Origin of the sequence: Winogradskyella sp. A3E31 (assembly GCF_046720935.1) — a bacterium.
In the GTDB taxonomy this organism is placed as follows: Bacteria; Bacteroidota; Bacteroidia; order Flavobacteriales; family Flavobacteriaceae; genus Winogradskyella.
This window is the reverse complement of sequence record NZ_JBHNWH010000002.1, coordinates 200,359-227,038: the sequence shown is the minus strand read 5'-3', so window position 1 is coordinate 227,038 and position 26,680 is coordinate 200,359. Positions and strand designations below refer to the sequence as shown.

Sequence of the window (26,680 nt, the reverse complement as noted above, 5' to 3'; positions counted from 1 at the left end):
AGTGAAATCATAATGAAAGGAATTCAAACGATAAAAACAGAAACCAATACGTCACAAACCAAAGAACGTATTTCTGGCAGTGAAGCCATTATTAAATGTCTTTTAGCAGAGGGAGTGGATATTTTATATGGCTACCCAGGCGGTGCTATAATGCCTGTTTATGATGAGCTTTATAAGTATCAAGATAAAATACATCATGTATTAACACGCCACGAGCAAGGTGCAACCCATGCAGCTCAAGGCTATGCACGTATTTCTGGTAAAGTAGGTGTGGCTATCGCGACTTCTGGTCCAGGTGCTACTAATTTTATTACTGGTATAGCAGACGCTCAAATTGATTCTACACCAATGGTATGTATCACTGGTCAGGTGCCTTCTCATTTATTAGGAAGTGATGCCTTTCAAGAAACAGATATTGTAGGCATTTCTACACCGGTAACTAAATGGAATCATCAAATTACCAAAGCATCTGAAATCCCTGAGGTGATGGCTAAAGCATTTTATATAGCCAAGAGCGGACGCCCTGGACCCGTATTAATTGACATTACTAAAGATGCGCAGTTTGAGGAGTTTGATTTTTCTTATGAAAAATGTACAGCTGTAAGAAGTTATACACCTGTTCCAGAAACAAACGAATCCGACATAAGTGTAGCGGCAGAATTGATTAATAATGCCAAAAAGCCAATGGTGGTTTGGGGGCAAGGGATTATTCTTAGTGAAGCAGAAGAAGAGTTTAAAGCCTTTATTGAAAAGGCTGGCATCCCTTCTGCATGGACTATTTTAGGAGCTTCTGCTATTCCTTCTAAGCATCCGCTTAATATAGGTATGGTTGGGATGCACGGTAATTATGCGCCAAATGTGTTGACTAATGAATGTGATGTTCTCATTGCCATAGGGATGCGTTTCGATGATAGGGTTACAGGGAATCTTCAGACTTATGCAAAACAAGCTAAAATCATTCATTTTGAAATTGACCCTGCTGAAGTTGACAAAAATGTAAAAACAGATGTTGCTGTTTTGGGAGATGCCAAAGCTAGTCTTTTAGCAATTCTCCCTTTGATTAATCCAAACTCTCATTCAGAATGGCACCAAAAATTCAAGGATTTATATGCCATAGAATATGATAAAGTCATACAGCACGATTTGAATCCAACTAAAGAAGGTTTAACCATGGGTGAGGTGTTGAAGGAAATCAATATACAGACCAAAGGTGAAGCTGCTATAGTTAGTGATGTAGGACAGCACCAAATGATAGCTTGTCGCTATGCGGAATTCAATACATCAAAAAGTAATATCACCTCTGGTGGATTAGGAACCATGGGCTTTGGCCTGCCTGCAGCAATAGGTGCTAAAATGGCCGCCCCGGAGCGGGAAGTCATTTCAATCTCGGGTGATGGAGGATATCAAATGACTATTCAAGAATTAGGTACCATATTTCAACAAAAAGCCGCTGTTAAAGTTGTTGTATTGAACAATGATTTTTTAGGTATGGTGAGACAGTGGCAGCAGTTGTTTTTTGATAAGCGCTATGCCTCAACAGAAATGACAAACCCAGATTTTGTTGCCATAGCAAAAGGCTATTATCTCAATGCAAAACGCGTGACTAAACGCGATGAATTAGCAGATGCGGTAAAAGAGATGGTTGCCAGTAAAGAACCTTATTTCTTAGAAGTTTGTGTAGAAAAAGAAGATAATGTTTTCCCTATGGTACCTTCTGGAGCATCGGTATCAGATATAAGATTAGAATAATTATGGAAGATCAAATAAACCAATATACAGTTACGGTATATACTGAAAACAACATTGGATTGCTCAATAGAATATCAGCAATTTTTCAAAGGCGACATATTAATATCGAGAGCATTAATACTTCTCGTTCAGAAATTGAAGGTGTTTCAAGATTTACTATAGTGGTTAATATCAGTGAGGGTCAGATGAAAAAAATTATCGGACAGATCGATAAACAGGTTGAAGTGATTAAAGCATTTTATCATACTGAGTCTGAAACCATTTATCAAGAATCGTGCATCTTCAAAATGAAATCAGATTTATTGTTTGAAGAACGCCAAATTCAGAATATTATTAAGGACAGTAGTGCAAGAATTGTCACTGTTAATCGCGAATTTTTTGTGATAGAAAAATCAGGTCGAAAAGAAGAAGTTGACCTTTTATATAGAGAATTAAGCCCATTTGGGATTATGCAATTTAGTCGATCTGGTCGAATTGCAGTAACTAAAGACGAAATGAAAATATCAGAAATGCTCGCCGCATTTAACCAATAAAAAAAGAACAATGGCAAATTATTTTAACAGCTTATCATTAAGAGAACAATTAGAGCAATTAAGAAAGTGTCGATTTATGGACGCTTCAGAATTTGAAGATGGTGTTAATGCACTAAAAGGAAAGAAAATCGTAATTGTTGGTTGCGGTGCCCAAGGATTGAATCAGGGTCTAAATATGAGGGATTCCGGATTGGATATTTCTTATGCATTACGACAAGCAGCAATTGATGAGCAACGCGCATCTTATAAAAATGCAACGTCAAATGATTTTAATGTGGGGACATACCAAGAATTGATACCAACAGCAGATTTAGTGTTGAATTTAACACCAGATAAACAGCATACAAACGTTATTAAATCTGTAATGCCACTAATGAAACAAGGAGCAACATTGAGTTATTCCCATGGTTTTAATATTGTGGAAGAAGGTACGCAAATCCGTAAGGATTTAACCGTCATAATGGTAGCGCCAAAATGTCCTGGTACTGAGGTTCGTGAAGAATATAAAAGAGGATTTGGTGTGCCAACCTTAATTGCAGTGCATCCCGAAAATGACCTGGAGCAAAAAGGATGGTCGCAAGCAAAAGCTTATGCCGCTGCAACTGGTGGACATAGAGCAGGTGTTTTGGCGTCTTCTTTTATAGCTGAGGTGAAGTCTGATTTAATGGGTGAGCAGACCATTTTATGTGGCTTGTTGCAAACAGGAGCGATCTTATCTTTTGATAAAATGGTGGATGAAGGTATAGAGCCGAGTTATGCCGCTAAATTGATTCAGTTTGGTTGGGAAACCATTACCGAAGCTCTAAAACATGGAGGTATTACCAATATGATGGATCGTTTGTCAAATCCAGCAAAATTGAAAGCTTTTGAATTGTCTGAAGAACTGAAAGGAATTATGCGCCCATTATTTGAAAAACACATGGATGATATTATTTCTGGACATTTTTCAAAAACCATGATGGAAGATTGGGCAAATGATGACGTTAACCTTTTAAAGTGGAGAGAAGCAACTGGAGAAACCGCTTTTGAAAAAACAGAGCTGACCTCAGATCATATTTCAGAACAAGAGTATTTTGATCACGGAGTGTTATTGGTTGCTTTTGTAAAGTCTGGTGTAGAATTAGCCTTCGAAACTATGGTAAGTGCAGGGGTTATTGAAGATTCAGCATATTATGAATCATTACATGAGCTGCCATTAATTGCCAATACCATCGCAAGAAAAAAATTATTTGAAATGAATCGTGTCATTTCAGATACTGCTGAGTATGGCTGCTATTTATTCGATCATGCATGTAAGCCATTATTGGAGGACTTTATGAAAACAGTAGATACATCTATTATAGGGAAACCATATTCAGATTCCAATGCAGTGGATAATGTGGATTTAATTGCAGTTAATGACTCCATAAGAAATCATCCAATTGAAGCAGTAGGGAAACGATTGAGAGGAGCAATGACGGCAATGAAAAAAATAGAAACCGCCAAAACGGTTGAGGATTCAGTTTTAGCTTAAAACGACACTGTCACACTGAGCGCAGTCGAAGTGTCTCAATATTAAAATAGAACAAAAGCAGGAAGAGTTTACAGCCTGGGCAGGCAATTTATGAAAGAAACTACTACAGTATATAGACCAACATTAGAGGCGATTGAGGCTGCGGCAGAAAAACTCAAGGGTATAGCCACTGTAACACCTTTAATGAAGAGTGCTCGATATTCTAAACATTTTGGTGCAAATATTTATTTTAAGAGAGAGGATTTACAAGAAGTTCGATCCTATAAAATACGTGGTGCATATAACAAAATTGCATCCTTAAATGAGACACAAATTGAAAATGGAATTGTTTGTGCAAGTGCAGGAAATCATGCTCAAGGATTTGCATTGTCGTGTAAATTACTGAAAATTAAAGGCACAATTTTTATGCCTTCACCAACACCCAATCAAAAAATTGAGCAGGTACAACTTTTTGGTGAAGATTATATAGATGTAGTTTTAGTTGGCGACACTTATGATGACGCTTATGACGCCGCAATGCAACAGCGCGACGAACTAAATAAAACATTTATCCATCCTTTTAATGATAAAAAGGTGATTGAAGGTCAAGCTACGGTTGGTTTAGAAATTATAGATCAGATTAATGAACACCCTATTGACTATGTTTTTGTCGCCGTTGGTGGCGGCGGACTTGCGGCTGGTTTATCCTCAGTTTTTCGAATTTTATCACCACAAACAAAAATCATAAGTGTAGAGCCTAAAGGAGCGCCGGCTATGCTAAATTCAATCAGGAATAATAAAAACATTACTTTAAAAACAATAGACAGTTTTGTGGATGGTGCTGCGGTAAAACGTGTAGGGGATTTAAATTTTGCGATTTGCAAAGAAACTTTGCACCGTGTAGTCACAGTAGATGAAGGGAAAATTTGTGAGACAATTTTAGACCTATATAATAAAGATGCGATCGTTGTAGAACCTGCTGGTGCTTTGAGTCTTTCGGCCTTAGAACAATTTTCGGATGAGATAAAGGGTAAAAACGTAGTGTGTATTATAAGTGGTAGTAACAATGATATAACCAGGACAGCTGAGATAAAGGAGCGCGCCTTATTACATGCTAATTTAAAACACTACTTTATTATCAAGTTTCCTCAGCGTGCAGGTGCTTTACGTGAGTTTGTCGCTGAGATTTTAGGACCTACAGACGATATCACACACTTTGAATACACTAAAAAGACCAATAGAGAAAACGGAGCTGCTGTAGTTGGTATCGAATTAAAATCAGCTGATGACCTAGAACCATTGATCACCAAAATGGAATTACGTAACTTTTATGGTGATTACTTAAACGATAAACCAGATTTATTTCAATTCTTGGTTTAATAAACATACAATTATGGGAATACCAGAAGCTTTTAAAATTACAGAGCTTAAACATCAAAACACATATTTAGTAGGAGGAAAATTAAAAACATGGAAAGGTGAAATTTCCGAAGTGTTTTCTACTATTTCTTCTTCAACATGGGATTATGAGCCAACCTTATTGGGCACTATTCCAACATTGGGTGAAAAACAAGCTATTGAGGCATTGGATGCTGCAAGTACTGCCTATAATAAAGGTCAAGGACTTTGGCCGACGATGAAAGTGGCTGACCGTATTAAATGCATGGAAAAGTTTGTGTCTCAGATGAAGACCAAACGCGCTGAGGTTGTAAAGTTATTAATGTGGGAAATCGGTAAAAATCTACCTGATTCTGAAAAAGAATTCGATAGAACCGTAGAGTATATTTATGACACCATTGAAGAATATAAACAGATTGATAGAGATTCAGCTAAATTTGAAATGGAAGGCGGAGTGCGTGCGCACATACGGCGTGGCCCACTCGGGGTAGTGCTGTGCTTAGGACCTTATAATTATCCTTTAAACGAAACTTTTTGTTTACTGATCCCAGCATTAATTATGGGTAATACAGCCATTTTTAAGCCTGCAAAATATGGAGTCTTATTGATTTCACCATTGTTGGAAGCCTTTCAGAATAGTTTTCCAAAGGGTGTGGTTAATATCATTTATGGTAGAGGGCGAACTTTGGCTCCGCCAATTATGGCTACAGGCAAAGTAGATGTATTGGCGCTAATCGGTAATAGTAAATCTGCAAACGCCGTACAAAGTAGTCACCCAAAAAAGAATAGATTGCGTTTGGTCTTAGGTTTAGAAGCAAAAAACCCAGCAATCGTTTTACCAGATGCTGATTTGGATTTAGCCATTGAAGAATGTATTACAGGAACACTATCTTTCAATGGTCAGCGTTGCACGGCTCTAAAGATATTATATGTGCATGAAGACATTGTCAAAGAATTTAACCGTCGTTTTTCTGAAAAAGTAGATGGTTTAAAATTCGGAAACCCGTGGGATGCCGGAGTAAAATTGACTCCATTACCAGAACCCGACAAGCCACAATATATCAAGGAACTTATTGATGATGCACAAGAAAAGGGAGCAAAAGTTTTAAATAAAAAAGGCGGTGAAATAACAGATAACTATATCTACCCTGCTGTTTTATATCCTGTCAGTAAAGATATGAGAGTCTATCAAGAAGAACAGTTTGGGCCTGTAATTCCTGTGGTGTCCTTTAGTGATATTCAGCAACCATTAGATGATATGGCAGAATCTAATTACGGTCAGCAAGTGAGTTTGTTTGGAAAGGACATCAATGTATTGGCACCTTTAATTGATACATTAGTAAACTTAGTCTGTCGCGTCAACTTAAATAGTTCTTGTCAACGTGGACCAGACAAGTATCCATTCACAGGGCGAAAGGATTCAGCATTCAGTACGTTAAGCGTTCACGATGCAATGCGTTCTTTCTCAATCCGAACTTTTGTCGCCTCAAAGGATAATGACTATAATAATGCTATTTTAGAAGAATTATTAGAAACCAAAGCGTCTAATTTTATAAGTACGGATTATATTTTATAGTTGAATATTGAGATATTCACAAAAAAGAGAATAAAAACAGATTAAAGTCATAAATATTTTACAAACTATTCGTTTTAAACCTGTTCTGTAAAAAATAATTTATATGTTTACATCGTGAAAGCAACTAAAAATATAAATAGAACACCCAGAGAGCGCAGAACATTGCGCCGCCGCCGCTAATACATCTCATTTTAGTTAGTCATCTATTTATATTTTTTTATCATGTTTTATTCAATTTCAATTTTATCGCTTCAATATTCAATTACCTTTATAAGTAGGGTTGTTTGTGTACGCCGCAGGTTTCCACGTCGCCCGTAAGGGTGCTTCTATATTATGGAACTTAGGTGTGTCCGGTTCTTTTTCAAATCTCCAAATCATTAGTTATTATAAATTAAAAATCAATTACAATGCAAATTGTTATTGCTAATAAATCACATAGCCACTACGCAGAAATTATCTGTGACACTATTGCAGATGCTGCAAAAGTGAGGGGTACGGGTATTGCAAAACGTAAGCCAGAGTATATCATAACCAAAATGGAAAATGGTAACGCGGTTATTGCTTTAGACGGTGATACCTTCGCAGGCTTTTGTTATATCGAAGCATGGAGCCATGGTAAGTTTGTTGCAAATTCAGGTCTCATAGTTCATCCAGATTTTAGAAATAGAGGCTTAGCAAAACAGATCAAAAAAGTAGTCTTTGAGCACTCAAGAACTAAGTATCCAGATGCCAAAATATTCAGTATTACAACAGGTTTAGCAGTCATGAAAATGAACAGTGAATTAGGTTATAAACCAGTGACGTTTTCAGAATTAACAACTGATCAAACGTTTTGGGATGGCTGCCAAACCTGTAAAAATTATGATGTGCTACAGCGCACAAACCAATCTATGTGTTTGTGTACAGGAATGCTATTTGACCCCAATACGAAGAATGATACGTCTAAAAAAGTAAAAGAAAAGGCCTTTAAGCGTTTAAAAAGTATAAAACAAAGCCTATTTCTTAAAAAAGATAATAAATGAAGAATTCAAATAAATTAGTGATTGCTTATAGTGGCGGATTAGATACGTCCTATTGTGCTGTAAGCCTCAGTAAGGCTGGTTATGATGTCCATGCTGTAAGTGTAAATACTGGTGGCTTTACTTCAGCAGAAATTAAATCCATTGAAAGTAACGCCTATAAAATGGGAGTGTCCACCTATAAAAATATTGATGCCGTAGCATCTTATTATGATAAGGTGATTAAGTATTTAATTTTTGGCAATGTGCTTAAGAATAACACCTATCCATTGTCCGTAAGTGCGGAGCGAATCATCCAAGCCATAGAAATTATAGAATATGCAAAACGTATTGGTGCAAAGTATATCGCTCATGGTAGTACTGGAGCTGGTAATGATCAAGTACGTTTCGATATGATTTTCCAAACCTTAGCACCAGACATTGAAATCATAACACCGATTAGGGATAATAAGTTGACAAGACAAGAAGAGATTGATTACCTGATTGCTAGCGGTGTTGATATGTCTTGGAATAAAGCGAAGTACTCAGTAAATAAAGGCCTTTGGGGAACAAGTGTTGGAGGTGAAGAAACTTTAACCTCAGGGAATCCTTTACCAGAATCTGCATACCCTTCGCAATTAGTTAAGGAAGGCAACGAAAAAGTAACCATAACTTTTGAAAAAGGAGAGCCGATTGCTATTAACGGGAAAAAAGATACCCCAGTAAAAAATATTGAAGTGTTAAACGACATGGCATCGCAATATGCTATAGGAAGAGATATTCATGTTGGGGATACCATAGTAGGGATAAAAGGGCGTGTTGGTTTTGAAGCTTCAGCAGCTCTAATTATTATTAAAGCGCATCATTTATTAGAGAAGCATACGCTGACGAAGTGGCAATTGCAACATAAAGACTATTTGTCAAATTTTTATGGTATGCATCTGCACGAAGGGCAATATCTTGACCCTGTGATGCGAGACATGGAGGCTTTTTTGAAAAACAGTCAAGATAAAGTGTCTGGCGATGTTACTGTCACACTTAAGCCATACCATTTTAGTTTGGACGGGATTTCTTCAAAGCACGACTTAATGAATCCCAAATTTGGGAGTTACGGTGAAGAAAATAAAGGCTGGTCGGCTGAAGAAGCAAAGGGCTTTATTAAAATCAATGGCAATCAAAATAAAATCTATCAACAAGTGAATAATTAAAGAAGTCCTGCAAGGTTTCAAAAACCTTGTAGGTCTAAAAAGAAAATTTTATATGAAAAATATAAGTGTTGGTATCATAGGAGGAGCAGGCTATACGGCAGGAGAATTAATCCGGCTGTTGCTTAATCACAAAGAAGTAACGATTGATTTTATTTACAGCACATCAAATGCTGGGAATAAGGTATATAAGGTACATCAAGACCTTATAGGCTCTGCTGAGCTTGAGTTCACTGATAAAATTAACTCGGAAGTAGATGTCTTGTTTCTATGCTTGGGACACGGCAATAGCAAGTCATTTTTAGAAACGCATCAATTTTCAGATGCTACAAAGATCATTGATTTAAGTAATGATTTTAGGCTAAACGCTGACGCAATTTTCAATGGGAAGAGTTTTGTTTATGGCCTTCCCGAACTTCAGAAAGACGTGATTAAAACATCAAATTATATTGCTAATCCAGGGTGTTTTGCAACGGCTATACAATTAGGACTATTGCCTTTGGCGCATTCAGGTAACTTAAAAAAAGATGTACATATACAGGCTGTTACGGGTGCGACGGGAGCAGGAACATCCTTGTCTCCAACCACTCATTTTACGTGGCGCGATAATAATTTTTCGTATTACAAACCATTCACACATCAGCACTTGGGTGAGATTCATCAGTCATTACAGCAATTGCAAGAAGGATTTTCGTCGGAAGTGAATTTTATGCCATATCGCGGTAATTTTTCAAGAGGAATTTTTGCAACTATGTACACACAATATGAAGGTAGCTTAGAAGATGCACAAAATTTGTATAGATCGTTTTATAAAGATTCGGCATTCACATTTATATCTAAAAATGATATTCATTTAAAACAGGTTGTAAATACAAATAAGTGTTTGATTCATTTGCACAAACATGAAAATAAGCTGCTAATTACAAGTGCTATTGATAATTTGCTGAAAGGAGCTTCTGGACAGGCGGTCGAGAATATGAATTTAATGTTTGGCTTTGATGAATCTGAAGGACTTCAGTTAAAGGCTAATTATTTTTAAACCGTTGTCACCTTGAGCGCAGTCGAAAGGTCTCAAATAGTAATTGAAAATGTATAATTAAAAAGATAACCGCTTTCGCGGTCACTAAGATGAAAATTGCAATAATAGGAACAGGAAACTTAGGTAAATCTATCGCCAAAGGCTTAATTACCAATAATGCCATCACAACCCTATACTTAACTCGCAGAAGTATTGATGAGCTTAAGGAGTTTGATGGTTATAAGAATGTATATATCACTTCAGATAATGCACAAGCAGTTAAAGAATCAGATATTATTGTATTTGCAGTTCAGCCTTCACATTTTGAAAGCATATTAAATGATATTAGTTCTCATTTAAGAGAGAACCATGTTTTGATTTCAACAGTAACAGGCTTTTTAATTTCCAAAATTGAGGCTCAAGTGGGCAGTGATCAATTTATTATTAGAGCGATGCCTAATACCGCTATTGCTGTAGGTAAATCCATGACCTGTTTGTGCAGTAACAACAAAGGGGAACAACGCCTAAAAGTGGCAAAAGCCATTTTTAACAGGCTTGGACATACATTGGCAATACCAGAGAGTCAAATGCAAGCAGCAACGGTAGTTTGTGCCAGTGGTATTGCATTTTGGATGCGTCTTATAAGAGCAACAACACAGGCTGCTATACAATTAGGATTTGATGCAAAGGAAGCTCAAGAGTTGGCTATGTTTACGTCTGAAGGTGCTGCAAGCTTGTTGATTAACAATGGCAACCATCCAGAAGAAGAAATCGATCGTGTTACAACACCCATGGGTTGTACGATTGAAGGTTTAAATGAAATGGAGCACAAAGGATTAAGTTCCTCGCTGATTCAGGGGATGGTGGCTTCATTCAACAAGATAAACAACATAAAAAAGGAGCAGATATGAGTTTATTTAATGTATATCCTTTGTATGATGTCACTCCTGTAAGTGCAAAAGATGTCTATGTGTATGATGATAAGGGCAAAGAGTTTTTGGATCTTTATGGAGGACATGCCGTTATCTCAATTGGGCATGCACATCCTAATTATGTCAACGCCATTAAAAATCAGGTTGAGAAATTGGGGTTTTATAGTAATGCTATTCAAAATCCACTTCAGGTACAGTTGGCAGAAAAGTTAGAGACATTGTCAGATTGTAAGGATTACAATTTGTTCTTATGCAGTTCGGGAGCAGAAGCCAATGAAAACGCATTGAAATTAGCTTCTTTTCATAATGGTAAACATAAAGTCCTAGCGTTTAAGAATTCATTTCATGGAAGAACATCCGCAGCTGTCGTAGCGACGGATAACCCAAAGATAGTAGCTCCAATAAATGCCCAACAACATGTGGATTTTGTTGAATTAGGGGATTTAAAATCTGTAGAATCAATACTAAAACAGAATGAAACCTGTGCTGTTATTATTGAATGTATTCAGGGTGTTGGTGGGCTCGATGAAAGCACCTATGAATTCTATCAAGGTCTAGAACAATTGTGTAAAGCACACAATACCATGTTGATTGCCGATGAGGTACAATCTGGTTTTGCAAGGACTGGTGATTTTTTTGCTTTTCAAAAGCATGGTATTACACCAGATATTATTTCTATGGCAAAGGGGATGGGTAATGGTTTTCCCGTTGGCGGTATTTTAATACATCCATCAATAAAAGCCTCGTTTGGTTTATTGGGAACTACATTTGGTGGTAATCATTTGGCATGTGCTGCGTCACTTTCAGTTCTTAAGACTATAGAAGATGAAAAGCTTATGGATAACGTAAAAAATATGTCAACATATTTTCAAGAAAAAGCAAATGGATTACCACATCTTAAGGCGATAAAGGGAAGAGGTTTGATGTTAGGCTTGGAATTCGATTTTCCTGTTGCTGAATTGAGAAAAACCCTCATTTTTAAGCATAAGATATTTACAGGTAGCGCTAAGAATCCAAATTTGATAAGAATCCTACCTCCTTTGACAATTCAGAAAATACATATAGAACAGTTTTTTGAAGCTTTAAAAAATGAATTATGAAAAATTATACAACAATTCATAACATAAAAGATTTTTCAAGCACCATCAAGGAAACGATTGAATTAAAGAAAAATCCATTTCTCTTTTCAGAATTAGGAAAGCACAAAACCTTAGTCATGCTTTTCTTTAATTCAAGTTTAAGAACAAGGTTAAGTACTGAAAAAGCAGCAAAACATCTCGGTATGGATGTGATGGTGTTGAATGTCAATGATGCGTGGAACTTAGAATTTGAAGATGGTACAGTCATGAATTTAAATAACTCTGAGCACATTAAGGAAGCGGCAGGTGTTATTTCACAATATGCAGATATTATTGCTGTAAGGGCATTTCCAACGCTTAAGAACAAGCAAAAGGATGCTTCAGAACATGTCATTACTAGCTTTTTAAAATACTCAAGTGTTCCGATAATTAGTATGGAAAGCGCAACAGCACATCCGCTACAGGCCTTGGCAGATGCCATTACCGTTGAAGAGTTTAAGACTAAAGAACGCCCTAAAGTAGTGTTGTCATGGGCTCCACACCCAAAGGCTCTACCACAAGCCGTGGCGAATTCATTTGTTGAAATGATGCAAAACCGTGATGTTGATTTTAGTGTGACGCATCCAGAAGGCTATGAATTAAACCCTGAAATTGTAAAAAACGTACCTGTAAATTACAATCAAGAAGAAGCACTAAAGGATGCGGATTTTGTTTATGTTAAAAATTGGAGTAGCTATTCCGACTATGGTCAAATACTTAGCCAGGATAATAATTGGATGCTAACCAAGGAGAAACTTGGGCAAGCTAAGTTTATGCATTGCTTGCCGGTAAGACGTAATGTTGTGGTTGAAGATGCTGTTTTAGATAGCGATCAGTCTGTCGTGTTACAGCAAGCCAATAATAGAACTTTTGCAGCTCAAATTGTATTAAAGAAGATATTGGAGGAATTATAAGTAAATAGTCTGTCTGGTCGAGCGCAGTCGAGACCTATTACCTCTCGACTGCGCTCGAGGAGACAAAAGAACTAAATATGAAAACACTTAAAATCATAAAAATTGGGGGAAACATCATCGATGATGAAAATGCAATGAACTCTTTTTTAAAAGAGTTTTCAAAACTCGAAGGCCCAAAACTATTGGTTCATGGAGGTGGTAAATTAGCAACAAGATTAGCAAACGACATGCAGGTAGAGGTAAAAATGATTGATGGAAGGCGTATTACTAATGCTGAAACTTTAGATATTATTACCATGGTGTATGCCGGTAAAATAAATAAGTCTATAATAGTTCAATTACAAGCAAATGACTGTAATGCTGTTGGCTTTACTGGTGCTGACGGAAATACAATTGTTTCAGTCAAGCGACCCTCTCAGCCAATTGATTTTGGATTTGTAGGTGATGTAAAAAAAGTAGATACTCAGGTATTGGAAACCTTAATTGACGTCAATGTTTGCCCAGTTTTTTCTGCTATAACGCATAATGGCAAAGGGCAACTTTTAAATACTAACGCAGACACCATTGCTTCAGAATTGGCAATTGCTTTTTCAAAAGTATATAAGACGGAGCTGTATTATTGTTTTGAAAAAAATGGTGTTTTAAAGGATGTTTCAGATAATGCCTCAGTCATTAAAACGATTGATTCAAATTCATTTAAAAATCTTGTTGATGAAGGAGTAATTTCAGAAGGCATGTTACCCAAAATCACCAACTGTATCTCTGCAGTAAATAAGGGAGTTGCTAGGGTTTGTATTGGATCCTCTAATATGTTATTTCAACCAAATGTAAGTTATACAACGATAAGAAAATGAAAATAAAAGAGCTAAGAGATAACGCCATTCAATTGCTAAAAGATCTCATTGAGACACCATCGTTTTCGTCGGAGGAAGACAAAACTGCCTTGCGTATCGAAAGATGGTTTCAACACTATGATATGTCTTATAAGAGAACTGTGAACAATGTTTGGGCAGTCAATAAATACTTTGAAGAAGGCAAACCAACATTGTTGTTAAATTCACACCACGATACTGTAAAACCTAACAATGGATATACAAAAGATCCATTTAAAGCTATCTTTGAAGACGAAAAATTATATGGCTTGGGGAGTAATGATGCGGGAGGATGTCTGGTGTCGCTGATGGCTACGTTTACCTACTTTTATAATAAGAAGGATTTAGCCTATAATTTAGTTATTGTGGCTTCTGCAGAAGAAGAAAGTAGCGGTGCAAATGGATTAAACAGTATGCTTTCCGTCATTCCTAATATAGATGTAGCCATAGTTGGCGAGCCTACTTTAATGCATTTGGCAGTTGCCGAAAAAGGCCTAGTTGTTTTTGATGCCAAAGTAAAGGGGACGGCAAGTCATGCCGCACATCCAAATACGGATAATGCTATTTATAATACCATTGAAGTCTTGCAATGGTTTAAGGATTTTAAATTTGAAAAAACCTCAAAAGCATTAGGCGAAGTTAAAATGACTGTTACTCAAATTAATGCTGGTCAACAACACAATGCTGTGCCATCTGAAGTCGATTTGGTCATTGACGTTAGAGTGAATGATTGTTATTCTAATAAAGAGATTGCAGAAGTTTTACAGAAAGAGTCTCTGTGCGATAGTATTGTACCAAGAAGTTTAAGGTTGAATTCGTCTTCAATTTCTGTAGAACACCCTTTAGTTAAAGCAGGAATTGATTTAGGACGAGAAACCTACGGTTCACCAACATTGTCAGATCAGGCCGTGTTGACCTGTCCTTCCTTAAAATTAGGACCTGGAGATAGCACACGATCACATACGGCTGATGAATTTATTTATTTAAAAGAAATAGAAGAAGGAATTACTATTTATATTGAATTGTTGGAAAAAGTATTGTGAAAAAGAAAAAAGAAAAAAGACTCAAGAATCAAGATGAATGCTTCAGTTAAACAGAAAGGCATCTTTGTTCTTACAGCGAAGCGGTCTTGACTCTTGATTCTAAAATTAAAAAAACTAGAAATATGAAATTGTGGGATAAAGGCATAAGCATAGATAAAAAGATAGAGCAATTTACGGTTGGTAACGATCGAGAAATTGATATGCACATTGCTAAATATGACGTACAGGCATCTTCAGCACATGCAAAAATGTTGCATAAAATAGGAGTTATTAATGCAGAAGAATTACAGAAGTTAGAGGCTGGTTTAGAGGTTTTAAGACTTCAAATAGAGTCAGGAACTTTTAAAATTGAAGATCAGTTTGAAGATGTGCATTCAAAGATAGAATTTGAATTAACCAATGAGTTAGGCGAAACTGGAAAAAAAATTCACACAGCACGCTCCAGAAATGATCAGGTTTTAGTAGCCTTGCATCTGTACTATAAGGAAGAGTTAAACTCTATTCATACAAAAATAGAATCCTTTTTTGATACGCTTTTAAATTTAGCCAATACACACAAAAGCCAACTATTACCAGGTTATACGCACTTACAAGTTGCTATGCCTTCTTCTTTTGGACTGTGGTTTTCTGCTTATGCCGAACTATTGATAGATGATGTGTACATGCTAAAAGCCGTTTCGAACATAGTTGATCAAAACCCATTAGGTTCAGCTGCGGGTTATGGGAGTTCATTCCCTATTGACAGAGATTTAACGACTGAGTTGCTAGATTTTGCTGATTTAAAATATAATGTCGTCGCTGCGCAAATGAGCCGTGGCAAAAGTGAAAGGTCTATGGCAAGTGCCTTAGGTGGCTTATGCAATACACTGAGTAGATTCGCTATGGATATTTGTGTATATATGAGTCAGAATTTTGGATTTATCTCGTTTCCAGATGCCTTGACTACAGGAAGCAGTATTATGCCCCATAAAAAGAACCCGGATGTGTTTGAGTTGATTAGAGGAAAATGCAATAAAATTCAGGCCTTATCAACAGAGATGGTTTTAATTACAAATAATTTACCAAGCGGTTACCATAGAGATTACCAGCTCCTCAAAGAAAACATGATTAATGCTATTGAAGATGTAAAAACGATTTTAGACATTTTCAACTTCGCAATTGCCCAAATAGAAGTAAAAGATATTGACCTGAATGATGAAAAATACCAGTATTTATTCACGGTAGATAATATGAATACCTTAGTCGAAGGTGGTATGAGTTTTAGGGAAGCCTATCAGGTTATTGGTAAAAAGGTTGAAGAGGGCTCCTACGAACCAGACAGCTCAAAACAACACACACATATTGGTAGCATCCATAATCTAGGATTGGATAAGATTAAGAATAAGTTCCCAAAACAGAAAGAACACCAATAATGATGCTCTTTCAACAATTTTAAAGCAGACTGAACTCTAAATAATTGTGGACTGTCCCAAATGAATATTGGTAAAATTTAAATTAGTGTCATCCGGATTGTTAATATAATCTTCGATAAAATCACCGACTTTCGTTGTGGTGATATTAGCAATATCAGGGTTGAGATCTGGTGTCGTAATTTTTAATTTTAAGGATTTATCTACTGCATCTCTTACCATTTGAGCTTCTTTATGTAGTTCAAAATGATCTAATAACATAGCGGCAGAAAGTATGGATGCTATGGGGTTTGCAATGCCTTTTCCTTTTGCTTGTGGGTATGACCCATGAATCGGCTCAAACATGGCGTATTTTTCTCCGACAGATGCAGAAGCCAATAGCCCAATGGAACCACCAATAACACTGGCTTCATCAGATATAATATCGCCAAACATGTTTTCAGTAAGGATAACATCAAACTGCTTTGGGTTTAGGATTATTTGCATGGCAGCATTATCTACAAAAAGAAAATCAAGCGCTACATCTTTGTAGTTTTCAGCAACTTCTTTAACAACTTTACGCCACAACCGAGAACTTTCAAGGACATTCGCTTTGTCCACTAACGTGACTTTATTTTTTCGGGCTTGTGCCGCTTTAAAAGCTAAATGAGCAATACGCTCAATTTCAGTTTTTGAATATTCACATAGATCAGAAGCAGTATTACCATCATCACTGATGTGTTTTTCTCCAAAGTAAATACCTCCGGTCAACTCCCGATAAATACTAATATCTGTACCCTGAATAATTTTACGCTTTAATGGAGACTTATCCAATAATGTATCGTATGCTTTGACTGGTCTAATATTAGCAAACAGGCCTAATTCTTTTCTTAACTTTAATAAGCCTTGCTCTGGTCTTACCTTAGCCGATGGGTTATTGTCGTATTTTGGGTCACCGATGGCTCCAAACAAAATAGCATCTGTATTTTTGCAAAGATCAAGTGTTTTGTCTGGTAAAGGGTTGTTGGTCTTATCTATGGCAATAGCACCAACGTCTGCGTTTTTAAAAATAAACTGATGATCAAATTCTAAAGCAATAGCTTTTAAAACTTTTATGGCCTGTTTAGTGACTTCGGGCCCAATACCATCACCTGGGAGTACAGCAATATTTAATTTCATAATTCCTGCGAAGGCAGTCCCGAAAGCTTTCGGGATCACCTGCTTTCTTTTAATTTGTTAGTTATAATTTATTTTGTTCTCGATATGCTGCTTAATTTGGCATCTCTCGAACTGACATATTTATCAGTATGTTATTTGTGCTTCAAAAGCTTCAATTTTTTCTTTTTTACTTATCAGGTAATCTATATCATCATAGCCATTAATAAGGCATGTTTTTTTATAAGGATCTATTTTAAAGGTTTCAAATCGCTTGCTGGTTTTAACTGAAAGACGTTGTTCTTTTAGATCTACCTTCAATACTGTTGAAGGGTTAGCTTTAATTTCTGAAAACAAATGTTTTAAGAACTCATTAGATACCTGTATAGGCAAGATGCCGTTATTTAGCGCATTGCCCTTAAAAATATCGGCGAAGAAACTACTTACCACCACTTTAAAGCCATAGCCTGCAATGGCCCATGCAGCATGTTCTCGACTAGAACCACAACCAAAATTGTTGCCGGCAACCAATATTTTTCCTGAATACTTTGAATTATTTAAAACAAAGGATTCATTTAAAGAGCCATCATCATTATACCGCCAGTCTCTAAACACATTATCGCCAAAACCTTCACGATCTGTAGCTTTTAAAAACCGTGCAGGGATGATTTGATCTGTATCTACATTCTCTATTTCCAATGGAACTGCTGTAGACGTTAATGTTATAAACTTTTCCATCTAATTCAACTGTTGTTTAGTAATATCCACAATTTTTCCTTTCACAGCTGTTGCTGCTGCGACCAAAGGACTAGCCAAAATCGTACGTGAGCCTTGACCTTGCCGGCCTTCAAAATTTCTATTGGATGTTGATACGCAGTATTCTCCTTGAGGAATTTTATCATCATTCATGGCCAGACATGCCGAACACCCGGGTTGGCGTAGCTCAAAACCGGCATTTTCAAAAATATCTTTTAATCCTTCTTCAATGATTTGAGCTTCGACTTGTTTACTGCCTGGCACTAACCAAGCGGTGACATTGTCGGCCTTACGTTTTCCTTTAATATAGTTAGCGGCAACTCTAAAATCTTCAATTCTTGAATTGGTGCAACTTCCTATAAATACAAAGTTTATTGGTTTGTCAATTAAAGATTCGCCGGCTTTAAAATTCATGTAATCCAATGCCTTTTGAAACGATGCGTTTGTGTCTTTGGGTATAGACCCAGAAATTTTTATACCCATTCCTGGATTCGTTCCATAGGTCACCATTGGCTCTATGTCCGAGGCTTCAAAGTGATATTCCTTATCAAATTTGGCATCTTTATCTGTGGGCAATGTTTTCCAATACGCCACTTTTTTGTTAAATGCTTCACCTTTTGGAGCAAACTCTCGACCTTCTATATAATCGAATGTCTTCTGGTCTGGGGCAATCATGCCTCCCCGTGCACCCATTTCTATACTCATGTTGCATACGGTCATGCGACCCTCCATACTCATGTTTTTGAAAACATCACCAGCATATTCGCAGAAATAGCCAGTACCAGAATTGGTGCCTAATTTTGAAATGATATATAAAATAACATCCTTTGGTAGGACACCGTTTTTCAATTTACCATTGACCGTAACTCTAAGGCTTTTTGGTTTGGTTAATAACAAACATTGACTTGCAAAAACTTGGGCGACTTGGCTCGTGCCAATTCCGAAAGCAATAGTTCCGAACGCTCCATGGGTTGAGGTATGAGAATCTCCACATACCATGGTCATCCCAGGTTGTGTAATCCCAAGTTCTGGTGCCATTACGTGGACTATACCATTGTACTTATGGCCTAACTCGTATAATGTGATATTATTTTTTTTGCAGTTTTCTGATAATTGTGCCAATTGGTTTCTAGACAATTCATCTTTTACTGGAAGATGCTGATTGGTTGTTGGCGTATTGTGATCAGCAGTAGCAACAATTTGATCGGGTCTAAAAATAGGTACACCTCTTTGCTCTAATTCATTAAAAGCCTGAGGGCTTGTGACTTCGTGTATAAGGTGTTTGTCAATATAAAGTATTTGAGGACCATCTTTAATGGTATCTACAACATGAGTATCCCAAACTTTATCAAATAATGTTTTTCCCATAAATTCTAAGCTGAAGCCATTATTTCTCGATAGACTTTACTGGTTTCCACTATTTGGTGGATATCATCGTCGTCAATTTCTTTTTTCTTGTCCGCAAAGCTTAAGAAGTTCTCATACACTTCGTCCAATTGAAGTTTGGTCAATTCATAACCTACATTTTTGGCTCTATAAGCTAGAGCAGCCCTACCACTTCTTGCTGTTAATACAATTGCAGATTCGGTGACACCGACATCTTTAGGGTCGATAATCTCATAGGTTGCACGATTTTTAATCACACCATCTTGATGAATGCCAGAGCTGTGAGCAAAAGCATTAGCGCCAACAATCGCTTTATTTGGTTGGGTGTAAATACCCATTTTATCAGAGACGAGTTGGCTTAAACCATACAACATGGATGTGTCAATATTAGTATCTAATTGTAGGTATGGATGCTGCTTTAAGATCATCACAACTTCTTCCAAAGCTGTATTACCAGCACGTTCGCCAATACCATTGATAGTACATTCGATTTGGCGTGCGCCATTAATTACACCTTCTATTGAATTGGCAGTTGCCAACCCAAGATCATTGTGGCAATGGCAAGATAGAATTGCTTTTTCAATCCCTTTTACGTTTTCTTTTAGGTACTTCATTTTGGCACCGTATTCGCTTGGTAAACAATAACCTGTGGTATCCGGAATATTTAAAACCGTTGCTCCAGCTTCAATGGCCGCTTCGCAAATTCTGGCTAAATAGTCATTGTCTGTACGGCCTGCATCCTCGGCATAAAATTCCACATCTTCGACAAAAGTCTTGGCATATTTTACCGCTTTGTAAGCTCTATCTAAAATAGCCTCTCTTGTACTTTTAAATTTGTGTTTGATGTGCGAATCGGAAGTCCCGATCCCAGTATGAATACGTGGGTATTTAGCATGTTTTAAGGCTTCAGCAGCAACTTTGATATCATTCTCCACAGACCTCGTTAAACCACAAACAGTTGCATTTTTTATGAGTTTAGAAATTTCATTAACTGATTTAAAATCGCCTGGACTGGATACAGGAAAGCCAGCTTCAATGACATCAACCCCAAGTTGATCTAACTGATCGGCAATAATTAATTTTTGTTGTGTATCTAGTTTACAACCAGGAACTTGTTCTCCATCTCTTAAGGTGGTGTCGAAGATTTGAATATTAGAATTTAACATTTATCTAAATATATTTTTCTGTTGTCCTACGAATTTATACTTTGGATTTATTATTGTATATGGTTTGAAATGGACTTTTACGATGTTCAAACCTAATTAAAGAATTTAAAATATTTAAAATCAGTATTTTACACTGATTTATATGCGATGACAAAAGGACAAAAGGATAATTTATTTTTATTGGTGAAATCTCTCACCAAATCAGAAAAGCGACAGTTTAAATTGTATGTTGGACGATTAGATGTGAATTCTGACTCTAAATTCTTAAACCTTTTCAACATTTTGGACAAGGCTTCGCGTTATAACGAAGCGGAAATACTGAAGAGTGGCATTGTTAAAAAAAGTCAGCTGGCTAACGTAAAAGCACATCTCTACAAACAGATTTTAATAAGTCTAAAACTAAATCCTTCTCATCAAAATATTCGATCTCAAATACGAGAGCAACTCGATTTTGCTTCCATTTTATACCACAAAGGACTTTATAACCAAAGCTTAAAAATTTTAGATAAATCCAAGGAACTAGCACTTCAGAATGAAGAAAAAAATATAGCTTATGAGATTGTGGAGTTAGAGAAGATTATCGAAACTCAATACATTACCAGAAGTATTAATAATAGAGCAGAAGAATTGATTTCTGAGGCAGAAAACCTCAATAAATTGAATGTCATTGCGAGTAAACTATCTAATCTATCCCTACAGCTGTATAGTATTATTCTTAAGTCTGGCTATGTAAAAAGTGATGCGGAAAGCAAAGAGATTTCAACATATTTTAAAGAACAATTACCAGAATTTAAAATATCGGAATTAGGATTTCGAGAAAAATTGTTGCTTTATAATGCTTATTTATGGCACAGTTTTTTGATTCAGGATTTTTCACGATGTTTTCGATATGCAAAAAAATGGGTGAATTTATATGAATCGAACCCAGAAATGATTCAGCTAAATCCCGTCTCTTATTTAAAAGGCAACCAGTACTTGCTTGAAGCTTTGTACTTTATAAGAGACCATAGCCGTTTTGAAAAAGCGTTCTTAGATTTCGAGAACAGGATTTCGCAAAAGGACTTTCCAAAGGATGACAATATTGAGGGCTTATGTTTTTTATATCTCAATAATAATCGCTTTAATCTCTTTTTTATGCAAGGACGGTTTAACGATGGCTTAGACCACTTAGATGATCTTGTTAAAGATATTAGGCATTACCAAGACCGCATCGATGAGCACCATATCATGGTATTTTACTATAAGATTGCCAGTTTGTATTTTGGTGTTGGAGATTATAAAAATTGTATAAGGTACCTAGACAAGATTATTTCTAACAAATCGCTCAAAATGAGGGAGGATTTGCTTTGCTTCTCAAGAGTACTAAACGTTGTTGCACATTACGAAGCTGGTTTGGATTATCATTTAGAATCTCTTTTAAGATCTACTTACAAGTTTTTATTGAAGATGAATGATCTTCATAAAGTACAGAAAGAAATGATTAGTTTTATTCGTGGCTTGCCTGATATTTATCCGCATGACATCAAAGATGCCTTTAGAGGGTTGCATCAAAGGTTAAAGGTGTATGAAGACCATCCTTATGAGCGTAGGGCCTTCCTGTATTTAGATATTTTATCTTGGTTAGAAAGCCGTATTGAAAACATCCCTGTAAATGAGGTCATTAGAAACAAATACTTAGCGGAATCAAAAAGTTAATTTATAAAAAAGCTTTTAAAAAATTTGGAATTGTAATTTTTCTATTGCAATATTTGTACTCACAAAGTTCAAAAACTTACTGAAATGTTATCAAGAAAGGCGGAGGGAATAGACCCGTTGAAGCCTTAGCAACCCTTTGAATTTATCAATGAAGGTGCTAAATTCTACTGCAACTGCGAATCATTTCTCGCAAGTACGGATAGATAACTCAAGACTAATTACTCATCTGTAATTAGCATTTTCTTTATAACATTTTTCTATTAAGTATGCTTCTCGAGAGGCTTATTTGGCTTTTGGTTTAATTTATTTATTAACTCAAAAACTTAGAAAAATGAGTACACAAAAATTTGCAACCAAAGCGTTGCACGCAGGGCACGATGTTAGCCAAAATGGTGGAACACGAGCTGTTCCGATTTATCAAACCACATCGTATGTGTTCAACGATTCAGATCATGCAGCAAATTTATTTGCATTAGCTGAAACAGGAAACATCTACACAAGGATCAACAACCCAACAAACGACATTTTAGAGCAGCGACTTGCAGCTTTAGAAGGTGGTATTGCTGCTGTAGTGACAGCTTCTGGGACTTCGGCAATTGCAACAACACTATTAACCTTACTAAAGGCTGGAGACCATATAGTAGCTTCGAGCAGTTTGTATGGGGGAACCTATAATTTGTTGAGCGTTACGTTGCCTAGACATGGTATTACAACCACTTTTGTAGATCCATCAGATCCAGAAAATTTTAAGAAAGCTACCCAAGAAAATACAAGAACTTTCTTTATTGAATCATTAGGAAATCCAAAATTAGATGTTTTGGACATTGAAGCCATTTCAAAAGAAGCTAAAGCTTTTAAAGTGCCCTTAATTGTCGATAATACTGTGCCGACACCGTATTTGCTGAACCCAATTGAGTATGGTGCCAATATTGTTATTCATTCTTTAACCAAGTACATCAATGGTAACGGAACTGCCCTTGGAGGAGTTATCATTGATGCAGGGACTTTTGATTGGGCCAACGGAAAATTCCCAGAATTTACTGATCCATCACCAGGATATCATGGTTTGGTGTATAGTGAAGCACTAGAAGAAGCAGCTTTTATTGCTAAGGTGAGAATCGAAGGCCTTAGGGATTACGGTGGAGCTTTAAGTCCATTTAACGCGTTTCAGATCATACAGGGCTTAGAGACGCTAGAGCTACGAATAAAAAAGCATAGTGAGAATGCTTTGGAGTTAGCCAAATGGCTTCAATCTCAGGAAGAAGTGGTATGGGTAAATTACCCTGGACTTGAATCTAGTAATTACAAAGCATTGGCAGATAAGTACCTTCCGGAAGGTCAAAGTGGTGTGGTTACTTTTGGATTGCAAGGAGGCTTTGAGGCGGCTAAAAAAGTTGCTGATACAACACAACTATTTTCCCTATTGGCAAATATTGGGGACACAAAATCTTTGATTATTCACCCAGCAAGTACAACGCATCAGCAGTTAAGTGAAGACGCGCAAGAAAGCACTGGCGTGACAAAAGATTTAGTACGCTTGTCAGTTGGCTTGGAAAATTTAGAAGACTTAAAAGCAGATTTAAAAGAAGCATTTAAAGAAGTTACATCAGCTGTACTTGCTTAAATCATAGTATGAAGGATTTACAATACATAGAAATCTTAAATTATACCAATCAGGGAGGTAAGACGGTTGACATTCAGTTGTCTTACCAAACTTTTGGTGAACCTTTGGATAAGGCGCCAATAGTTTTGGTCAACCATGCATTAACAGGGAATTCAACTGTAACTGGCGAAGGTGGCTGGTGGAATTCTTTAATCGGTGAGGATAAAATCATTGATACAAACCACTATGCTGTTTTAGCCTTTAATATTCCGGGTAATGGCTACAACAAGTATGAGGAACCCTATGTCGATGACTACAAAAGTTTTACGGCTAAGGATATTGCTCAATTGTTTTCAATAGGATTAAATGAATTGAATATCCATCATCTGTTTGCCAATATTGGCGGTTCAGTTGGTGGCGGCATAACATGGGAATTAGCTGTGCTGCGTCCAGATTTGGCAGAATATGTTATTCCGGTGGCATCCGATTGGAGGGCTACGGATTGGTTAATTGCCAATTGCCATATCCAAGAGCGTATTTTAGAAAATTCATCATATCCTTTAGAGGACGCTCGTCTCCATGCCATGACATTTTATAGAACACCAGAGTCTTTTTCAGAAAAGTTTAAGCGAACCAAAGCAACTCCTTCAGTTTATAATGTTGAAAGTTGGTTAAACCATCATGGAGATAGACTTAATGAGCGATTTAAGCTATCAGCCTATAAAATGATGAATCATATTTTAAAGACGGTAGATATTACAAGTGACGGAAGGTCTTTTGTTGAAGTTGCAAAAATTATTGAGTCGCATATTCATATTGTAACCATCAATTCAGACTTATTTTTTAAGCCTGAAGAGAACTGGAAAACATTTGTGGATTTAAAAACTGAAAAAGAGAATGTATCTATTGGGGAGATTAAATCCATCCATGGACATGATGCTTTTTTAATTGAATTTCAACAACTCAACCGGTTGTTAAGCCCAATTTTTCAGAAGCATTTAAAAAAAAACGATAGTTTTCAGCCATTTTTTATACAAGCAAGTTAAACAATATGTACTCAAAGAATTTCGAAACAGAAGCTATTAGAACTCAAATTGAACGTTCTGAATTTTTAGAACATTCTAGCCCATTATACTTAACATCGAGTTTTGTTTTTGAAGATGCTGAGGATATGAGAGCTTCTTTTGCTGAAGAAAAAGAACGAAATATCTATAGCCGTTTCACAAATCCTAATACATCAGAATTTATAGAAAAGATTTGTAAAATGGAAGGTGCTGAAGCTGGCTATGCTTTTGCCACTGGCATGTCAGCCGTGTTTTCAACATTTGCTGCGTTATTAGATTCAGGAGACCATATTGTTTCTGCACGAAGTGTTTTTGGATCAACCCATAGTTTGTTTACTAAGTTTTTACCAAAATGGAATATTACTACCAGTTATTTTGATGTGCAAAAAGTAGAGGATATTGAAGGATTGATACAACCAAACACTAAGATTTTATATGCAGAGAGCCCTACAAATCCTGCAGTCGATATTCTCGACTTAGAATATCTGGGAAAAGTTGCTAAAAAACACAATCTTTTGCTGGTTATTGATAATTGTTTTGCAACACCATACTTGCAAAACCCTATTAAATTTGGAGCAGATTTGGTCATCCACTCTGCAACTAAACTTATTGATGGTCAAGGTAGGGTTATGGGAGGTGTTACTGTTGGTGGTGAAGATTTAATCAGGGAGATATATTTGTTTTCTAGAAATACAGGGCCAGCGTTATCCCCTTTTAATGCATGGGTGTTATCTAAAAGTTTAGAGACTTTGGCGGTAAGGGTTGATAAACATTGTGAAAATGCCCTAAAGGTTGCTGAGTTTTTAGAAAACCACCCTAAAACAAAAAATGTGAAGTATCCTTTTTTAAAATCGCACCCACAATATGCCATTGCCAAGAAGCAAATGAAGTTGGGAGGTAATGTAGTCGCTTTTGAGGTAGAAGGCGGTGTAGCCGCTGGCAAGAAATTTTTAAACAGTATTAAGTTGTGCTCGCTTTCAGCAAATTTAGGGGATACGAGAACAATTGTTACGCATCCAGCATCGACAACACATGCCAAGCTTACGGAAAAGGACAGACAAGAAGTTGGTATAACTGATGGTCTAGTTAGGGTTTCGGTCGGGTTAGAAACTATTAAAGATATTATTGAAGATATTAATCAAGCATTGGGATAAAAAGTAAAATAAGTATCTTTAGCGGATGCTTTCAAAAAAGACAAAATATGGTATTAAAGCACTGACGTTTTTGGCAAGTCAAACAGACAAAAGTCCAACGCCAATTAGTACTATTGCCAAGAACGAAAATATTTCGCAAAAATTTTTAGAAAGTATTTTACTCACCTTGCGCAAAACAGGTTATTTGGGTAGTAAAAAAGGAAAGGGCGGCGGCTATTATCTATTAAAAAAGCCAGAAGAAATTATGATGGCACCTGTTATGAGAATTCTAGAAGGACCAATAGCTATGGTGCCTTGTGTAAGTCTTAATTTTTATGAGACCTGTGATGACTGTCCTGATGAAGATCTCTGTGCAGTACATAACTTAATGATAGAAGTAAGGGACAGTACCCTCAATATTTTTAACAATAGGTCATTAGCCGATTTAATTAACATTTAACCAATTTTCACAGCGAGTTTTAAAAA

23 protein-coding genes and 1 riboswitch are annotated in these 26,680 nt (G+C 36.5%); of the genes, 19 read left to right on the top strand and 4 right to left on the bottom strand.

The genetic code is table 11. The features are described from left to right. Window positions 1-12 precede the first annotated feature (12 nt). The 14 genes from ilvB to argH all read left to right on the top strand — a co-directional run bounded on the left by ilvB (window position 13) and on the right by argH (window position 16,260). Window positions 13-1,749 carry a biosynthetic-type acetolactate synthase large subunit gene (gene ilvB / locus ACFEMA_RS03565; RefSeq protein WP_411766631.1) on the top strand — a complete coding sequence of 579 codons (1,737 nt, stop codon included), beginning with the start codon at window positions 13-15 and terminating at the stop codon, window positions 1,747-1,749. Window positions 1,750-1,751: 2 nt separating this feature from the next. Further along, the gene (gene ilvN / locus ACFEMA_RS03560) at window positions 1,752-2,282 is read left to right on the top strand and encodes an acetolactate synthase small subunit (RefSeq protein WP_411766630.1); all 531 of its coding nucleotides are present in this window, start codon (window positions 1,752-1,754) and stop codon (window positions 2,280-2,282) included. Between the two features lie 10 nt (window positions 2,283-2,292). Then, entirely contained in the window at window positions 2,293-3,795 is a 1,503-nt protein-coding gene (gene ilvC / locus ACFEMA_RS03555; RefSeq protein WP_411766629.1) for a ketol-acid reductoisomerase, read from the top strand. A 90-nt stretch (window positions 3,796-3,885) separates the two neighbouring features. Then, window positions 3,886-5,154: a threonine ammonia-lyase gene (gene ilvA / locus ACFEMA_RS03550; RefSeq protein WP_411766628.1), complete on the top strand. Its 1,269-nt coding sequence runs from the start codon at window positions 3,886-3,888 to the stop codon at window positions 5,152-5,154. Window positions 5,155-5,167: 13 nt separating this feature from the next. Next, on the top strand, window positions 5,168-6,748 hold the full coding sequence (locus ACFEMA_RS03545; RefSeq protein ID WP_411766627.1) for an NADP-dependent glyceraldehyde-3-phosphate dehydrogenase: 1,581 nt from the start codon (window positions 5,168-5,170) through the stop codon (window positions 6,746-6,748). 407 nt (window positions 6,749-7,155) lie between these two features. Then, the gene (locus ACFEMA_RS03540) at window positions 7,156-7,770 is read left to right on the top strand and encodes a GNAT family N-acetyltransferase (protein ID WP_411766626.1); all 615 of its coding nucleotides are present in this window, start codon (window positions 7,156-7,158) and stop codon (window positions 7,768-7,770) included. Next, on the top strand, window positions 7,767-8,954 hold the full coding sequence (gene argG, locus ACFEMA_RS03535) for an argininosuccinate synthase (RefSeq protein ID WP_411766625.1): 1,188 nt from the start codon (window positions 7,767-7,769) through the stop codon (window positions 8,952-8,954). Before ACFEMA_RS03540 ends, argG begins: the two co-directional genes overlap by 4 nt. Window positions 8,955-9,006: 52 nt before the next feature. Then, on the top strand, window positions 9,007-9,990 hold the full coding sequence (gene argC / locus ACFEMA_RS03530) for an N-acetyl-gamma-glutamyl-phosphate reductase (protein WP_411766624.1): 984 nt from the start codon (window positions 9,007-9,009) through the stop codon (window positions 9,988-9,990). An 89-nt stretch (window positions 9,991-10,079) separates the two neighbouring features. Further along, window positions 10,080-10,880, top strand: coding sequence for a pyrroline-5-carboxylate reductase (gene proC, locus ACFEMA_RS03525; protein ID WP_411766623.1), 801 nt, complete (start codon window positions 10,080-10,082; stop codon window positions 10,878-10,880). Then, window positions 10,877-12,001 carry an aspartate aminotransferase family protein gene (locus tag ACFEMA_RS03520; protein ID WP_411766621.1) on the top strand — a complete coding sequence of 375 codons (1,125 nt, stop codon included), beginning with the start codon at window positions 10,877-10,879 and terminating at the stop codon, window positions 11,999-12,001. The genes proC and ACFEMA_RS03520 overlap by 4 nt, the downstream gene beginning before the upstream one ends. Next, window positions 11,998-12,933 (top strand): acetylornithine carbamoyltransferase, encoded by a 936-nt coding sequence (locus tag ACFEMA_RS03515; RefSeq protein WP_411766620.1) that lies wholly within the window; start codon window positions 11,998-12,000, stop codon window positions 12,931-12,933. The genes ACFEMA_RS03520 and ACFEMA_RS03515 overlap by 4 nt, the downstream gene beginning before the upstream one ends. 77 nt (window positions 12,934-13,010) lie before the next feature. After that, a complete protein-coding gene (gene argB / locus ACFEMA_RS03510) occupies window positions 13,011-13,787 on the top strand; it encodes an acetylglutamate kinase (RefSeq protein ID WP_411766619.1) in 777 nt (258 codons plus the stop codon). After that, on the top strand, window positions 13,784-14,848 hold the full coding sequence (locus ACFEMA_RS03505) for a M20 family metallo-hydrolase (RefSeq protein WP_411766618.1): 1,065 nt from the start codon (window positions 13,784-13,786) through the stop codon (window positions 14,846-14,848). Before argB ends, ACFEMA_RS03505 begins: the two co-directional genes overlap by 4 nt. Window positions 14,849-14,970: 122 nt before the next feature. Further along, complete coding sequence (argH, locus tag ACFEMA_RS03500; RefSeq protein WP_411766617.1) at window positions 14,971-16,260, top strand: argininosuccinate lyase; 1,290 nt, start codon at window positions 14,971-14,973, stop codon at window positions 16,258-16,260. 36 nt (window positions 16,261-16,296) lie between these two features. Here argH and leuB read toward each other — a convergent pair whose 3' ends face one another. The 4 genes from leuB to ACFEMA_RS03480 all read right to left on the bottom strand — a co-directional run bounded on the left by leuB (window position 16,297) and on the right by ACFEMA_RS03480 (window position 20,699). Then, window positions 16,297-17,415, bottom strand: a complete 1,119-nt coding sequence (leuB, locus tag ACFEMA_RS03495) for a 3-isopropylmalate dehydrogenase (protein ID WP_411766616.1) — start codon at window positions 17,413-17,415, stop codon at window positions 16,297-16,299. Between the two features lie 123 nt (window positions 17,416-17,538). After that, window positions 17,539-18,129 carry a 3-isopropylmalate dehydratase small subunit gene (gene leuD / locus ACFEMA_RS03490; protein WP_411766615.1) on the bottom strand — a complete coding sequence of 197 codons (591 nt, stop codon included), beginning with the start codon at window positions 18,127-18,129 and terminating at the stop codon, window positions 17,539-17,541. Then, a complete protein-coding gene (gene leuC, locus ACFEMA_RS03485; protein ID WP_411766614.1) occupies window positions 18,130-19,515 on the bottom strand; it encodes a 3-isopropylmalate dehydratase large subunit in 1,386 nt (461 codons plus the stop codon). Window positions 19,516-19,520: 5 nt separating this feature from the next. Continuing rightward, window positions 19,521-20,699 (bottom strand): 2-isopropylmalate synthase, encoded by a 1,179-nt coding sequence (locus tag ACFEMA_RS03480; RefSeq protein ID WP_411766613.1) that lies wholly within the window; start codon window positions 20,697-20,699, stop codon window positions 19,521-19,523. A 147-nt stretch (window positions 20,700-20,846) separates the two neighbouring features. On the opposite strand from ACFEMA_RS03480, the gene ACFEMA_RS03475 reads away from it, so the two are divergent. From ACFEMA_RS03475 to ACFEMA_RS03455, 5 genes are all read left to right on the top strand, one after another. Continuing rightward, the gene (locus tag ACFEMA_RS03475; protein ID WP_411766612.1) at window positions 20,847-22,394 is read left to right on the top strand and encodes a hypothetical protein; all 1,548 of its coding nucleotides are present in this window, start codon (window positions 20,847-20,849) and stop codon (window positions 22,392-22,394) included. Between the two features lie 84 nt (window positions 22,395-22,478). Next, window positions 22,479-22,604: riboswitch (SAM riboswitch) on the top strand. A 121-nt stretch (window positions 22,605-22,725) separates the two neighbouring features. Then, entirely contained in the window at window positions 22,726-24,018 is a 1,293-nt protein-coding gene (locus tag ACFEMA_RS03470; protein ID WP_411766611.1) for an O-acetylhomoserine aminocarboxypropyltransferase/cysteine synthase family protein, read from the top strand. 8 nt (window positions 24,019-24,026) lie between these two features. Further along, window positions 24,027-25,043: an alpha/beta fold hydrolase gene (locus tag ACFEMA_RS03465; RefSeq protein WP_411766610.1), complete on the top strand. Its 1,017-nt coding sequence runs from the start codon at window positions 24,027-24,029 to the stop codon at window positions 25,041-25,043. 5 nt (window positions 25,044-25,048) lie between these two features. Beyond that, a complete protein-coding gene (locus tag ACFEMA_RS03460) occupies window positions 25,049-26,215 on the top strand; it encodes a trans-sulfuration enzyme family protein (protein ID WP_411766609.1) in 1,167 nt (388 codons plus the stop codon). Between the two features lie 25 nt (window positions 26,216-26,240). Further along, window positions 26,241-26,654: an RrF2 family transcriptional regulator gene (locus ACFEMA_RS03455; RefSeq protein ID WP_411766608.1), complete on the top strand. Its 414-nt coding sequence runs from the start codon at window positions 26,241-26,243 to the stop codon at window positions 26,652-26,654. Window positions 26,655-26,680: the final 26 nt, after the last annotated feature.

Bases quoted from the DNA above. Each gene is read 5' to 3' on its own strand.
- ilvB (WP_411766631.1), top strand. From the start codon at position 13: ATGAAAGGAATTCAAACGATAAAAACAGAAACCAATACGTCACAAACC.
- ilvN (WP_411766630.1), top strand. From the start codon at position 1,752: ATGGAAGATCAAATAAACCAATATACAGTTACGGTATATACTGAAAAC.
- ilvC (WP_411766629.1), top strand. From the start codon at position 2,293: ATGGCAAATTATTTTAACAGCTTATCATTAAGAGAACAATTAGAGCAA.
- ilvA (WP_411766628.1), top strand. From the start codon at position 3,886: ATGAAAGAAACTACTACAGTATATAGACCAACATTAGAGGCGATTGAG.
- ACFEMA_RS03545 (WP_411766627.1), top strand. From the start codon at position 5,168: ATGGGAATACCAGAAGCTTTTAAAATTACAGAGCTTAAACATCAAAAC.
- ACFEMA_RS03540 (WP_411766626.1), top strand. From the start codon at position 7,156: ATGCAAATTGTTATTGCTAATAAATCACATAGCCACTACGCAGAAATT.
- argG (WP_411766625.1), top strand. From the start codon at position 7,767: ATGAAGAATTCAAATAAATTAGTGATTGCTTATAGTGGCGGATTAGAT.
- argC (WP_411766624.1), top strand. From the start codon at position 9,007: ATGAAAAATATAAGTGTTGGTATCATAGGAGGAGCAGGCTATACGGCA.
- proC (WP_411766623.1), top strand. From the start codon at position 10,080: ATGAAAATTGCAATAATAGGAACAGGAAACTTAGGTAAATCTATCGCC.
- ACFEMA_RS03520 (WP_411766621.1), top strand. From the start codon at position 10,877: ATGAGTTTATTTAATGTATATCCTTTGTATGATGTCACTCCTGTAAGT.
- ACFEMA_RS03515 (WP_411766620.1), top strand. From the start codon at position 11,998: ATGAAAAATTATACAACAATTCATAACATAAAAGATTTTTCAAGCACC.
- argB (WP_411766619.1), top strand. From the start codon at position 13,011: ATGAAAACACTTAAAATCATAAAAATTGGGGGAAACATCATCGATGAT.
- ACFEMA_RS03505 (WP_411766618.1), top strand. From the start codon at position 13,784: ATGAAAATAAAAGAGCTAAGAGATAACGCCATTCAATTGCTAAAAGAT.
- argH (WP_411766617.1), top strand. From the start codon at position 14,971: ATGAAATTGTGGGATAAAGGCATAAGCATAGATAAAAAGATAGAGCAA.
- leuB (WP_411766616.1), bottom strand. From the start codon at position 17,415: ATGAAATTAAATATTGCTGTACTCCCAGGTGATGGTATTGGGCCCGAA.
- leuD (WP_411766615.1), bottom strand. From the start codon at position 18,129: ATGGAAAAGTTTATAACATTAACGTCTACAGCAGTTCCATTGGAAATA.
- leuC (WP_411766614.1), bottom strand. From the start codon at position 19,515: ATGGGAAAAACATTATTTGATAAAGTTTGGGATACTCATGTTGTAGAT.
- ACFEMA_RS03480 (WP_411766613.1), bottom strand. From the start codon at position 20,699: ATGTTAAATTCTAATATTCAAATCTTCGACACCACCTTAAGAGATGGA.
- ACFEMA_RS03475 (WP_411766612.1), top strand. From the start codon at position 20,847: ATGACAAAAGGACAAAAGGATAATTTATTTTTATTGGTGAAATCTCTC.
- ACFEMA_RS03470 (WP_411766611.1), top strand. From the start codon at position 22,726: ATGAGTACACAAAAATTTGCAACCAAAGCGTTGCACGCAGGGCACGAT.
- ACFEMA_RS03465 (WP_411766610.1), top strand. From the start codon at position 24,027: ATGAAGGATTTACAATACATAGAAATCTTAAATTATACCAATCAGGGA.
- ACFEMA_RS03460 (WP_411766609.1), top strand. From the start codon at position 25,049: ATGTACTCAAAGAATTTCGAAACAGAAGCTATTAGAACTCAAATTGAA.
- ACFEMA_RS03455 (WP_411766608.1), top strand. From the start codon at position 26,241: ATGCTTTCAAAAAAGACAAAATATGGTATTAAAGCACTGACGTTTTTG.